Source organism: Photobacterium lutimaris, assembly GCF_003025555.1.
Lineage (GTDB): Bacteria > Pseudomonadota > Gammaproteobacteria > Enterobacterales > Vibrionaceae > Photobacterium > Photobacterium lutimaris.
Genome location: NZ_PYMH01000002.1, coordinates 109,928 through 122,466 on the forward strand (window position 1 = coordinate 109,928; position 12,539 = coordinate 122,466).

The following is a 12,539-nucleotide window of genomic DNA, read 5'->3' on the forward strand; positions in this document are numbered from 1 at the left end:
AGCATTATGGGTTTATTTGTATGTGTGTCAATAGTTTTGATGGCTTCTCCCCGGGGCGGGATATTCATCAAAACTGTTTTTTGCTATCAATTTAACCCGGATAATCCAGGGTAGAGAGGCGTGAGATCTTTTAACTAATACTCATAGTGATAATTTGGTTGTGGGATCTCTTGTAGATACTATTCGACAACGATTAGAATTCACAATTATGTGGTATCGAGGTAGTTAAGGAATACATGTGAGCCAGCAACTGAGTCAGATCAAACGTCGAGCGATGGAAAGTCGCACTAGGGAGTTATCTAAACCTTCGCTACCAGGGTTAATGGAAATCTCTCACGGAAGTGAGATTACACTTAGTGTGAAGACGCCGGTAGGGCGGCTTTATCAGGTTAGCTCCGTGTTTATTGGTACTAATGGGAAAGATAAACTTTTTATTGAACTGCCCAAAGTGACCAAGAGTGAAAGAGAGCAATTTTTCCAGCTTGGTTATCGGGTGACCATTAAGGCCGTTTCTGAAAAAGGCGAAGGGGCACTGGTTAATGTAAGAACGGCGCTTAGCCATGTTATTACGGATCCCGTTCCGCTTTTAGTTGTTGATATTCCGCCTCAGATTGATGTTGTGCAGTTAAGAAAAGAGCCACGCTATAACGTTAACCTAGAAGGTAAAATAAAATTGCCTAATCGTGTGCTTAACGTCGTTATGAAAGATCTGTCTGTCTCCGGTTGTAGTTTCTGTGTCGAAGCAAATGGGCCAATAATTGAAATCAATAGTGTGCTGGCAATTGAAGTGGTGCACCCTAGAGCGAAGGCTATTTATCCGTTGTCGGGGAAAGTCTGTAATCATCAGCAGATAGGGGGGAATAAACAGTTTGGCATCGAGTTCGATGATCTCGGTCAGCAAGCGGTGAGGGAGTTGATGAGTAAGCTTATTTTTGACGGTGCAAAGCTTTCATTTAAGAAGTAGAAACAGGGCGAGCGGCAGTTAAATAGATTTAATCCGTTACATTGTAACGTATAGAGTAAGTTAATCGTCACTCAGCTGGAGGACGCCTAGTTTTTCTAGGCAGCGCTGAATTTTTTGCATCGAAAGTGGTTTAATTAAATAGTCATTCGGATTAAGGGAAATGACCCGTTTAACAGTATCAATTTCGCTGTCACCGGTTACAATGACGACGGAAAGAGAAGGGTATTGCGCTCTTATATATTGCAGTACTTCAATACCATCTAAAGGCCTGCTCAGGCTCAAATCGAGAAACACACAATCTACCGTATTTTTTAGCAGAATATTATAAGCTTGCTGTGCGGAAGGCGCATAATGCAGTTTTTGGATAGGGACACTTTTTCTCAGTAGCTCAGCCATTATCTTGGCCATCATTTTATTATCTTCAATGATGAGAAACTTATTCATAGTGGTTTTTCCTTAAATCCATGTAGTGCGAACTTGCCTGATTCAGCGAGAATGGCATAGGTTATATATTATGATAGGGATGATAAACGATCAACTCGTCTATCAATAGCCTAATGCACTATAATTTTATTTATCTATACACTTAAATCACACCTAAAAGGTTTAAAGAGTAGGGCTTTTGTGTGGCATAAAAGAAGCTGCACATCAACGTACAGCCTCGGTGATTTAGATGGCTAGGGACTTTCCGAGTAACACACTATTTAAGTGAAGCGGCTGGTTATCTCTTGTGAGGAAAATTCCGCGTTGGTCAGAAATATAAGCGGCTTTATCTGCCGACTCAATAATGTAAAAACTACGGGCAGTGAGTGACTGCCTGTTATCTGCTGTGTCCTGCTCCTTTGCAAGGAAAAGGTAATGAGAGCCATAACGCAAGAAGAGTCCGTAAAACTGCTTGGAAATGGTGATCCTATTGGCCGCGTTATAGCCTAAGAATTGAATTTTGATTCGACCATGAGTGAGTACCGTCGAGAGGCGTTCGTGGCCAATATCAGGGTAATTGGACTCAAATTGATAACGTTCATTAGTCGTTAAGGCTGAGATAACGCCTGCGCTAATCGTGAAAAGCAAACCAAGTAGAATGCCGATCATTGCTTTAGTCACGAATTTACCCACGGCAATCACCTTGTTCAATATAGGAAGTGAGATCGATAAAACCGTTTTGCTTATCGATGGCAATCAACTGATAACTATCGCAAATCCCCCCAAGTGGATAAGCAATCATCTTGGATTTTGGCTCTGAGTGCGCTTTAATTGCGTTTATTATTGCTGGTGGCATTGACTGGCCATCATAGAGAATATGGTGCTTATCGATATGCGTATCTTCAACAAACAGCATCATCTGTGACAGTGTCACAATAGTCATGATGAAGGCGACTATTGTGACAAGGTAACGTCTTGTCAGCTGGGCAAGCACCGGAATAAAGTTAACGTTTGTCTGTTTAATCTCGGTTAATACGGAATTATTTACGCTTTCAGTATGCGCTTCATTGACGGTTTCACCGGTTGCTGGTGGCTTATCCTCTGCCTCCAGTGCAATGTTTTCGGTGGCATGAAGGCGGATGAGGTAGCCTTTTTTGGGCTCGGTAACAATTACATCTTCAGCGCCAAGCTCTAAAAAAGCCGACCGAATGTGTTTGATTGCAACGGTCAGAGAACTATTGGTGACTACCTTGCCAGTCCAGCAGCCTTCCAGTAATGCATCTCGGCTAACAGCAACATTAGGTTTTTCTGCCAGCATACAAACGATCAAGGACTCTGAACGGGAAAGTTTCACGCTTTCATTATCAGTGGTGCGGATCAGCACTTGTGTTACAGGGTCAATCTTAAAATCCCCAAGTAAAACTGGTGTTGTCATGTCACGCATAATTTTCCTCATATTCACCACTTTGAGCCGGGGATTTTAGGGGAACGTCTAGCTCAAAACAATGTCGTTAAGGTTAAAAATCTAGGATCTGAATGGGGATCGGTGATTGTATGGCCGAACGACAGGCTATGTTCGGCCAACGGGCTTACTAAATATTCATTTTATAGCCAAGGTACATGATGCTGTAAGACACACTTTCTGTTTTAACGGCTTCTAGCTCTTGAGCAATCTCTTGGACATGATCCTCATCACGCGCTTGCACCGCAATGGAGTAGGTTGGCTGCTTGAGGTTGCCATCAAACTCTTGAATACTGAGGTAGGCCGAAGTAACAACGCCTTGTGCATTCCAATTAACTACTTTTTGGAGGTCTTTCCCCAAAATTTGATCGACTAATAAGTTTTGTTGCGGCTCTAACCAGGTCAACTCCAAGGAGTACGTGTTCTGGATCATTTCTTTGTCCAGCCACTTTGTACCAATATCTCTGATAGCACTGATTTTTACTACGTCGTCTTTGAAGAAAGGAAGTGGTTCAAGACGTTTCAGCACTTGATCGGCAGAGTCGGCTTCCATTACAAAGTTAATAATTGGAAATTGCTTGCCGTCCACTGTCGAGTGGCGAACAAACAAATCATGAATAATGCCTTCCTTTATCAGTTCAGAAAAAGCACTGCGCTGATCATTCATACCTTCCAGCACAGTTAGCGCATCATCTGTTTTCCATTCTAGGCTAACACCAAATGCTGCACTGTGGGCTTGGGTTGCTGACAAGGCAAAGCCAAGTGCAAGAGGGATCATTTTTAATGGTTTCATACTAAATTCCTTTTAGTTTCTTATAACTTCATAAAGAGCAGGGTAAAATTCAACGCCGGGAATACTCAGTGGCGACAGTGACTTGTTCATTTTGGAAATGGCTGTTTTAAAGTCGGCTGTTGATTCCCACTTCGCGACATTGATGTAGTGGAATTTACTGTTCGGCTGAATAGAGCGGTGTAATGTTGTAGAGATATAGCCCGGTTGTGTTTCTAGGAAGTCCCTGGCTTGTTCCCAATGGTCAAGTACCGCTTGCTCCTGAGGTTCAGGAACAAGAAAAGGATTAATAAGAGTGACTTCGGCACTGACTGGAGCAACAGCGAGCGAGAGAAGTAGAGCGGGGATGACTTTACCTAACATTTGGGTCTCCTTGTTATTGTATGGCGTTCGAAATTTATCACATACAATAATCAGAAAACCCAAATGGTTAGTTAATTCATATTAATTATCTTTGAATTACAAGATGTTAAACTGGTATCGGGCACCGATACGGAAGTTCATCTCTTTTAGGACCGGTAGCTCACCAAATGGTGTGGTGCCTAAATCCATAGCACGATGAGCAATGTTGGCTTCTAGGCTCCATGCATCAGTAAGATGGATTTGGTTATCTAAGCGCAGCTCATACAGTGGCTCGTCAAAGGTGGCGACACGGATAGCCGGTTCAGCGGTCCAGTGCTTCGTCAGATTAAATTTACCACCAACTTCGGCCGTAAATGCTGTGTCGGAGTAGGTCAGAGAAATATCTGAGAAAAGAGGGGTCGATAGGTCCATATCAGCGGACAGTTTTTCTGCACCTAAAAGGGCATAGATCGAACTGTTCTGACCTACAGGGGTATAGTAGCCCAGGCCAATCAAAGAGTGGCTGAAACCAAGGCGGTCGCGTGATACGTCATCATAGCGTCCTTCAAGAAAGACTTGGCCTACAGGATTGATGCTAGCGCGAGCATAGTAACCTGACATGTTGTCATAGCTACTGTTTATGTCGGTAGGAAGGTATTCACTGAATAGCGAATACTGGTAACCAGCCGAGATGTAAGAGTAGTTCTGCTGAAGTTCAACAGGACCGGCAATTGCTGATGTTGTAATGGCACAGCCAAGGGCAAAAAGGGGGAAAGCGTTTTTCATTATATTAATCTCCTAAATCGGAGCGGAGATTAAGTGACGACTCTGAAAATTGAAACATTTGGCGGTGAATATTCATATTAATTAATTTATTAAAATCTTTATGTGGTTGATTTTAAATAGGTCGCCATCGCGGGTATATTCTAATGCACTATAATTTAAAGTCTCTAAACACAACAAAAAACACCATCATGTGTTGGTACATCCCATGCTATATACCCAAGTTCTGCTTTCAATAGAGTAAAACCGCTAGGATGATGGACCGTTTATTGGGTACGTTCAATTGCCTGGTATCTCAAAGCCGCAGGTCTAACAGAGAAATGACAGTGTCACTTATATAGCGCAATGCAACCTATCAACCAAAACAACGCGCTGAGTAATCATCATGTCTATGTGGTTGGTATGTCTGGCTGCGGGAAAACTTCCGCAGCCAAAAAGCTGTTTATCAAACCGACTGACCAAGTCGCCATCTTTGATCCAATTGGCGATTACGAAGGACAATTGGCCGGGCGTAAGGTTCGCAGCTATGCCTCGTTGAAAGCCTTTGCCGCCGCCTTGATTGCTGGGCGTAAAACCAACCAAGGCTTTAAGATTGCGTACTACCCAAACCACGAAACCTTATATAGAAAAGCATCGAGGAAGATTTCGATAAATTCTGCATGGTGGTTTGGGGCATGGGCAACGGCAAGCACAAGAAACCACTAAAGATAATCTGCGAAGAAGTGGCTGAACATACCAGCACAGCAGGCAAGGCGACGGGCTACCACGGCAAAATATTGAGGCTAGGGCGAAAGTTTGGCCTGCATTCCATCAACATGTTCCAACGGGGGCAGGAAGTATCAAAAACCATCATTGATAACTGCCAGTTTGCTTGTGTAATGATGCAAAAGGCTGATGACAGTGCACGGTACTTGCAGCAGAAGACGGGGATACCAGCGAGTGAAATAGTTGGTTTAGAAAAGCTAGAGTACGTTTTGCAGGATGGGAAGGAGTGGAAGAAAGGAGAGTTAAATTGGTGAGTAAGTAAACATTCAGGCTATGTCAGAGGATGTTTGATTGTTCCCTTGCAGTTACTCATGAGAGTGTATGTGTTAACATACATCTTAAAAAAGGTCTTTATGCGGAGAATTGAATAAAGTTGCGTATGATTCCTCCTTTTTTTTGGTGTTGAATTTTTTAAGGGTATGATATTCGTGAAAATCACAGATGCAAAGGTAATTTCTGAATACCAAGTGTTTTTTGATGACCTGTACGGAAATACAAACAAAGACCGTGATTGGCAAGAAATCTATGGTTACCTTTCTCGGACAACTGGTTATTTGACAAGGGCAGTATTAAAAGGCTCAGTTAGCTCTCAAGAGTTTGCCAGACCTATTGCTTGGTTATCTGCATTAGCTACAAAGCTTGATATAGATTTACAGAGTAGTTTCTATAAAAAATATCCAAGTATCTGCCACTATTGTTTGGAAGAGGTATGTTGCTGCTTCCGAACTGATAAGCAACCTAAAACCTACAGGCCTCCACATAAACTTATTGAGGAAAGAAAGACTAGATATACAATTTTAGGGCGCTTTGATAAACAATCGTTCGATGCGGCAGTAAAGAACATCATGTCAATTTACCCTAACAATGAGGTTGTGTGGCATTTCTCTGGTCCTTGGATGAATTGTTCCAAGCTTTTTGAAGAAATAGCAGAATTACATGAGTCAATATGTAAGTACTATGCTGGCGTTAAGAGCAAGTCCCATGTTGAGGAAGAATTTGGTGATGTATTAGCTTGGATTTTATCTGCATGGGTTAGTACACATAGAGACAAGAACCTAGATGAAGAAATTGTCAGTTACTTCTACCATGGCTGCCCAGTATGTAAAATGCAGAAGTGTTCATGTGGAAAATATGACTCCCGAATTCAAGGGGTAGTTGATCCCAAGCGATATAATGAATTGCGAACTTTGTTCGAACAGCTTGAAAAAGTCTCACCTGATGCAAAAACAGATATTGAAAGCTTGATCCTTGCTCTTAAGTCAGTTGAAGAGAACCAGGATGAAGCCACAGCTCTTGCTACTACTGTTGAAGCAAAATCAGTGTATACCAAGTTGCAAGAAAAACTCGACAAGACAGAAGCGGTCACTACAACTTTAGCCTCAATTGGTAAAATCATTAGTAATGTTTCTGATGTCCTATAACGGGTAGTAGACTTAGCCACTACTGTGGTAATTATATGTTTGACTCTGGAAGCTTCTTGTATAAGATTCAAGTCATAAATCACATGTCATATTGTTAGGCTCACAGCCTCACCCTTATACAGTTTTTGAACCAAAGCACAGTTTTCAAAGCCCGCTAACCTATAGCCTTAGCGGGCTTTTTTGTGCTTGCCTTAAAACCGAATCACTTGCTTTCCTGATGGGGAACTTTTGTTAACCAACAGAGAGCAAACATCATGAGTGCAAAAACTAAGGGCTATGTGATCACTGGCGTGATCGCGCTATTTGTAGCTGGCGCGGTAGTCTGGGCATCGAATAACGTTGATGCCGTCGAAGATGCAATTGGATAAGGGGAGCATTATGGAATTAGTGCAAACCCCATTCGCGCCACGTCCCAAAGAGCTAGACCCGGTTGAGGGGGTAGGTTGGGGCAACCGGGCGTCACTGCGTTTGGTATCGGGTCCGACTTATCACAGCATTGAACTGGTTACCGATATTACCGACCCGAGCGACATTGAACGTGTTGAAGTGTCGTTGAATGGTTCGGCCAAAATCAATGTGACGGGCGAAACGCTGGTCAAGCTGCAAGCCCACCGCAAGAACTACGCCCAAGACGGGCGCTATGTCATTTCATTTGGTGATGCCACATTGCGCACCAAGATTGGTGTACGCCAAACCGACCTTGTTACCTTGGGTGGCGAAATCTGGTTTGTGTATATCACTCTCAAATCAAAACCTGCCGGAACCACACCGCCAAGGATCCGCGCTCGTGCCCATGTGCTACCTGCACAATCGGTGCGTTACTACATGCCGCGTATTTACGAGCTGACGTGGTTTGCCTCGGCAACAGGCCGCACGCCGTTTGATTTTTCCGAGCGCAGCCCGGCACTAAACCTCAAGCGCATTCATTTCCTCGATAGCTCAGTAGATCGTGTCCGCGTTCTGCGCGATAGCTTCGAAGAAATGAACGTCACAAAGGCTGATAATGCCTACGACTTGGCGCAGGCCAAGAAAGAGCAAAACCCTGATTGGTTTAGCCTCGACTTTATCCGCTATGGCTTTGGTGCTGACGGCATGTTGAACACCGCCGCCCGCAGCCAGTTGGCTTTCGAGCTGGATAAATCCGCCGTGGGCAGTGTGCCGGTGATCGTTGAAGCCGTCGAACAGGTGAACGCATTGCCATCCAAAGGCTAAGGGGGCGCGATGAGTCTACTCGATTCAGTAGGAGAAACACTGGGTGGGATTTGGGATACCGCCAGCGATGGTGGCGAAGCCTGGTTAAATTCTTGGTTTGATAACGAGGCTGAAAAAGTGGCCTCGGCAGCACCGGAAGAAAATCGTACGCCACAGCACAAAGAGCCAGCCCAGCAACCCACTGGGCAGCCGATTTACACCTCGGGTGTCAGTAATACGGCCTTGATGTTGATGGGCGGTGGCATTGCGGCACTGGCTTTGGTCTTGCTGCTGAGGGGGAAATGATGCCGTTTCTATTTTGGCCGCTACTGACGGGCACCATCGGCTATATTTCCGGGTTATTTACCGGGGAAAAAGTCGGGCGAACGATACGTATTCTGGCGGCAGTAGTTATGGGGCTGTGGCTCTATGACATTGTGATGGGGAAGAAAGCATGATGAACATTCCCGGTCTGACAAACTCCGGCAGCATGCCGATTAACGCGGGGGCAGGGCCTAGCTCGGTTGGCGGCAATGAAGAAATCAATTTCCGTGGCGGTTCGGTGTCCTTTGGCTCTGGTAGCTTGCCTAATTGGGCAATGGCGGCGGTCGCTGTTGGCTTGCTGTGGTTTGTGCTGAAGGGGAAGTAATGCAGTTTTGTTTTATTAGCCCTGAGCATCCCGACTATTTACATCATGTACACCGCTTAGGGGCGGCGTTTGATGAAGCCGAGAATCCCGAGCAGGAATATCGAGAAATGAAAGAGCAGCTGGAAGGCGGCACCCTAAGTTTGTACCACGCCAAGGATAGTGGCGTTGATTTGTCCATTGTCGGTGAAGCCGACGGGCAAAGTTATTACGTGTGGGGTGTCGCTGGTGTGGGCTTCAAGGCTGGCATCAAAGAGCTGATTCGTCGGATCAAATTGTCAGGTTTCAAGTCCGTTACTTGCGCGACGGCCAAGCAAGGCATTCGCCGGATGTATCGCTATTTTGGCCGTAACGCCATTACGGCAGTGGAAAGGCTCAGTAATGGCAAGTTATGTACATGGCATAAGTTGGAGGTGTAATGGGACGTTCAAAATCGAAGAAATCATCCAACACCACTAATGTCAGTGGTACAGCGGCGGCCAGTGGTGACAACAACGGCGTGATGCTATCTGGAGTGAATGATTCCAGTATCAATGTGAACATGACGGATCACGGTGCGATGGAGCAAGCGGCCGAGCTTGGCGAACTAGCGCTAACCAGTAATGTGAAAGTCACAACCGAAGCGCTGGACAGTAATACGCAAGTGACTAAAGCGGCTTTAGGAATGGGCGAGCGAACGGTCGATAAGGCGCTCGACTTTGGCAAAGATGCCATTGATGAAGCCATGAATTTTGGCCGTGACTCGCTAGAAGGTGCGTTGCAATTCGGTGGTGATGCGATGCAGCTCAATGCCGAAATCAGCAATAACGCGATTGAGGAAGTCAGTCAGGCGCACCACGAAAACCTACAGATGGTGGCGGGGCTAGCGGGGAACCAGGCTGCGCAAAACAGTGCAAACCTTGAATCGCTGAAAGAGCTGGCCGCAATGAACAGTGATGGCGGCCAAGTCGCAACTAGCCGCCAGATGACCATTGTTGTCGGTCTGGTCATGACATTCATGGCCATCATGATGCTTGGAGGTAAGCGATGAACTTTCACCAGATTATGCAGCCGCGCCAACGTTCGCAGTTTCAGGCCGTGGGTGAATTTCTCTATATCGACGCGTGTCCGGAGTCGGTATCAATCACCACTGAGCGTGGCGATTATCGACTAAAACAGGGGGCGCAGATTATCGACCCGCAGTTAGCAGGCCGGGTAACCGTTGAGAACATGGGCGAGGCTGGGGCAGTCACCATTATCTGCGGTTACGGTCGCTACGTGCCGCCGTCTGACGGGCAGCAAGTGGCAGTAACACAAATGCCAGCAGTGACCCTGTCACCCAATCAAATGATGAACATCGGCAAATTGCCACAGGTTGCGTTGGTCGATGGGCAGGCGGTGATTATTTCCCAACTGCCGAAGGTTGAGCTGGAAGATAATCAGCAAGTGACCGTGTCACAACTACCCGAAGTATCATTGGCAGCAGGCCAACAGGTCGCCGTGACCGAACTCCCTCGGGTGAAGCTGGAAAGCGGGCAGGCAGTTCGCGTCTATGCCACTACGCCAATGCTGACCAAACCCGTTGGCGGCGAAAACATAGCAACCAGTGAGCTGGCTATCACAGAGGGCATCGCAGAGCTGGCTTCTAATACATCACGCTGTCACGTTTTGCTGAAAGCCAGTTCAACCAACGCCGATGCAATCACACTCGGCAGTGGCTGGACATTGGCAGCAGGCGAACAGCTCAAACTTGAAACCACCGCCGCACTGAGCTTTGCGGGTACTGACGGTGATGCAATCCAAATTATCGAGGTCACACGATGACAGAAAAAACACTAAAGGAACGTCTGCCCGTAGGAAGCCCACGGAACAAAGTCGAATACTTGGCGGATGAGTTCGAACGTGTTGCCAACGACTTGTACAGCCGTTTGCAGAACAAGGCAGTCAACCTGCTGGCGAACCCTCAGTTCAATGAGATCTACGAATCACAATCCAATGTGACGGACTTTAACAAAATGACCATGACTGAAGGGCAAAAGCCTAGCCTTGATTTAGCCATCAGGAATGGTCGCGGCTCAATGATGGTCAGTGACAGCTGGGCGGTCGAGCTGCCGTATGCCGAAAGTCAGGAGGCGACTTTCTTCAACACAGGCCGTTATTTCAGTTGGGCTGATACCTTTGACCGCGCAAGTGGCGTACTAGAATGCAGGGCAAAAGCGTTTACCTTGTATCAGGTGGCAACCGTGCCATTCAATGGCCTTGACCATGACAAGCTCAAAGCGCGTTTTTCGATAACGGGCTGGTCAGGGACAAAAGTCAAAGTCGGCATTGCCATGATGAAAGTCGACTTAGACGGCACGATGAAAGTGGATTATGTGGATGCCGTTCGCGAGTACGTGCTCGAAGACAATGTTGCTATCGACAACCCGATGACGGTTGAGTCTGGGGAAATGAGTCTCTATATGCATGGTGTCTCGCCACGCTGTATGGTCGCGCCGTTCTTGGAAATTTCTGATGCACGGGGATATTGCTATGTTTACAACGCCGCACTCTGGCATGCCACTATTCATGGTGATGATCCGAAAGCGTTCATCAACCAGACCAACCCGCATGGCTACTCGCAGTTTATCTATCACGGTAAGTTCCCTGAGTTCGAGTTCTTGGACAGCAACCTAGTGACCTATAAAAACAGTCGGCACTTCCCGTTTTTTCATAATGCCCAACAGCACTTCATTATCAATATGCGTGAGAAATACAGCGCGAAGGTCATTGATATCAAGCCGGATTCGATAACTGTTCAATACAACGATTCTGACTACCAGGCGTTACAGGCAGACCCCGACGTATCACACCTTTGGTACCAGTACAGCATGATGCCCATCGGTGTCGGGTTCTATAAATGAAATGGCTGATAGCACTTGCCATGGTGCTGTTATGGCTCAACAGCCGCAAAGGGCTGGTTACTCCCAGTAATCAGCCAAGCCAACCATCAAATAACACAGGGATGAATGAAGATATGACAACCGGAATGCCACGGGGTATCCGTAATAACAACCCGCTGAATATTGAGTACAGCAAACACAACAACTGGCGTGGCCAAGTGTCCAGCGATGGCCGATTTGTGATTTTCGAAGATGACAAATGGGGCTTCCGTGCGGCGGCTCGTATCTTACGCAGCTACCAGAAACGCGGGATCACCTCCATCAACGACATTATCCATACGTTTGCGCCAAGCCATGAAAACGACAGTGATCATTACGCCAACATGGTGGCGACTTGGACGGGCTATGACAAGTACCAGGCACTTGATGCGACCAACGATAGCACCGCCGCCGTACTCATTCAGGCCATGGCACGTATGGAAGTCGGCCGCCAATATCCAATTCATGAAGTTATCGAAGGAGTTGCGCTGGCATGACGACAAAGAAAGCTGCTACTTCGGTAGCAATCAGTGTTGCAGGCGTGATTATCGGCGCATACACACTCAAATTTCTACGTAAAAAAGGATGGTTATGATTGATTTGAAACGGGTGATTAACCTTGAAGAGACAAGCACCAAAACGGGTTTGATGTTGCTTGGCAGTGCTGCCGTAGGTTTGCTGACAGGCAATAGCGAACTAGTTACCGTGACCATTGGTGAATCCGGTGCGCAATTGGGCGGCACAATTCCGGCCATTGCCGCTATGTTTATTGGCCTGTTTGACACGGTTCGCCGGGAAAAAGGCTAGGGGGTTTATGTGGGAGAGCTGCTAAAACTGTTTACCGAACTTGGT

Annotated in this window: 18 protein-coding genes and 1 pseudogene; 13 read left to right on the plus strand and 6 right to left on the minus strand. The window is 46.3% G+C overall.

Going from position 1 to position 12,539, the window contains the following annotated elements:
* Positions 1-238: 238 nt before the first annotated feature.
* Entirely contained in the window at positions 239-964 is a 726-nt protein-coding gene (locus C9I99_RS06060) for a flagellar brake protein (protein WP_107347974.1), read from the plus strand.
* A gap of 60 nt (positions 965-1,024) precedes the next feature.
* Here the strand turns inward: C9I99_RS06060 and C9I99_RS06065 are convergent, their stop codons facing one another.
* The 6 genes from C9I99_RS06065 to C9I99_RS06090 all read right to left on the minus strand — a co-directional run bounded on the left by C9I99_RS06065 (position 1,025) and on the right by C9I99_RS06090 (position 4,767).
* Positions 1,025-1,408, minus strand: a complete 384-nt coding sequence (locus C9I99_RS06065) for a response regulator (RefSeq protein ID WP_107347975.1) — start codon at positions 1,406-1,408, stop codon at positions 1,025-1,027.
* A gap of 225 nt (positions 1,409-1,633) precedes the next feature.
* Positions 1,634-2,080 carry a hypothetical protein gene (locus tag C9I99_RS06070; RefSeq protein ID WP_107347976.1) on the minus strand — a complete coding sequence of 149 codons (447 nt, stop codon included), beginning with the start codon at positions 2,078-2,080 and terminating at the stop codon, positions 1,634-1,636.
* Positions 2,073-2,831 (minus strand): winged helix-turn-helix domain-containing protein, encoded by a 759-nt coding sequence (locus tag C9I99_RS06075; protein WP_170108142.1) that lies wholly within the window; start codon positions 2,829-2,831, stop codon positions 2,073-2,075. Before C9I99_RS06075 ends, C9I99_RS06070 begins: the two co-directional genes overlap by 8 nt.
* Before the next feature lie 148 nt (positions 2,832-2,979).
* Positions 2,980-3,642 carry a hypothetical protein gene (locus C9I99_RS06080; protein WP_107347978.1) on the minus strand — a complete coding sequence of 221 codons (663 nt, stop codon included), beginning with the start codon at positions 3,640-3,642 and terminating at the stop codon, positions 2,980-2,982.
* A gap of 12 nt (positions 3,643-3,654) precedes the next feature.
* Positions 3,655-4,002, minus strand: coding sequence for an antibiotic biosynthesis monooxygenase family protein (locus tag C9I99_RS06085; RefSeq protein ID WP_107347979.1), 348 nt, complete (start codon positions 4,000-4,002; stop codon positions 3,655-3,657).
* Between the two features lie 96 nt (positions 4,003-4,098).
* Entirely contained in the window at positions 4,099-4,767 is a 669-nt protein-coding gene (locus tag C9I99_RS06090; protein WP_107347980.1) for an outer membrane beta-barrel protein, read from the minus strand.
* Positions 4,768-5,109: 342 nt separating this feature from the next.
* Here C9I99_RS06090 and C9I99_RS06095 point away from each other — a divergent pair.
* The 12 genes and pseudogenes from C9I99_RS06095 (at position 5,110) to C9I99_RS06145 (ending at position 12,494) form a co-directional block, all read left to right on the plus strand.
* A pseudogene (locus C9I99_RS06095) lies at positions 5,110-5,783 on the plus strand (ATP-binding protein).
* Positions 5,784-5,957: 174 nt separating this feature from the next.
* Positions 5,958-6,950, plus strand: coding sequence for a nucleoside triphosphate pyrophosphohydrolase family protein (locus tag C9I99_RS06100; protein WP_166645508.1), 993 nt, complete (start codon positions 5,958-5,960; stop codon positions 6,948-6,950).
* A gap of 378 nt (positions 6,951-7,328) precedes the next feature.
* A complete protein-coding gene (locus C9I99_RS06105; RefSeq protein ID WP_107347982.1) occupies positions 7,329-8,162 on the plus strand; it encodes a major capsid protein P2 in 834 nt (277 codons plus the stop codon).
* Between the two features lie 9 nt (positions 8,163-8,171).
* Entirely contained in the window at positions 8,172-8,447 is a 276-nt protein-coding gene (locus C9I99_RS06110) for a hypothetical protein (protein WP_107347983.1), read from the plus strand.
* Positions 8,444-8,599 (plus strand): hypothetical protein, encoded by a 156-nt coding sequence (locus C9I99_RS27160; protein ID WP_166645507.1) that lies wholly within the window; start codon positions 8,444-8,446, stop codon positions 8,597-8,599. Before C9I99_RS06110 ends, C9I99_RS27160 begins: the two co-directional genes overlap by 4 nt.
* Positions 8,596-8,790 (plus strand): hypothetical protein, encoded by a 195-nt coding sequence (locus C9I99_RS06115; protein WP_107347984.1) that lies wholly within the window; start codon positions 8,596-8,598, stop codon positions 8,788-8,790. Before C9I99_RS27160 ends, C9I99_RS06115 begins: the two co-directional genes overlap by 4 nt.
* Positions 8,790-9,206, plus strand: a complete 417-nt coding sequence (locus C9I99_RS06120) for a hypothetical protein (RefSeq protein ID WP_107347985.1) — start codon at positions 8,790-8,792, stop codon at positions 9,204-9,206. Before C9I99_RS06115 ends, C9I99_RS06120 begins: the two co-directional genes overlap by 1 nt.
* Positions 9,206-9,817, plus strand: coding sequence for a chemotaxis protein (locus tag C9I99_RS06125; RefSeq protein ID WP_107347986.1), 612 nt, complete (start codon positions 9,206-9,208; stop codon positions 9,815-9,817). Before C9I99_RS06120 ends, C9I99_RS06125 begins: the two co-directional genes overlap by 1 nt.
* Positions 9,814-10,590 carry a hypothetical protein gene (locus C9I99_RS06130; protein WP_107347987.1) on the plus strand — a complete coding sequence of 259 codons (777 nt, stop codon included), beginning with the start codon at positions 9,814-9,816 and terminating at the stop codon, positions 10,588-10,590. The genes C9I99_RS06125 and C9I99_RS06130 overlap by 4 nt, the downstream gene beginning before the upstream one ends.
* Positions 10,587-11,669, plus strand: a complete 1,083-nt coding sequence (locus tag C9I99_RS06135) for a hypothetical protein (protein ID WP_107347988.1) — start codon at positions 10,587-10,589, stop codon at positions 11,667-11,669. Before C9I99_RS06130 ends, C9I99_RS06135 begins: the two co-directional genes overlap by 4 nt.
* A complete protein-coding gene (locus tag C9I99_RS06140) occupies positions 11,666-12,184 on the plus strand; it encodes a virion protein (RefSeq protein ID WP_243734685.1) in 519 nt (172 codons plus the stop codon). Before C9I99_RS06135 ends, C9I99_RS06140 begins: the two co-directional genes overlap by 4 nt.
* Positions 12,185-12,278: 94 nt before the next feature.
* The gene (locus tag C9I99_RS06145) at positions 12,279-12,494 is read left to right on the plus strand and encodes a hypothetical protein (protein ID WP_107347990.1); all 216 of its coding nucleotides are present in this window, start codon (positions 12,279-12,281) and stop codon (positions 12,492-12,494) included.
* The last annotated feature ends 45 nt before the right edge of the window (positions 12,495-12,539 follow it).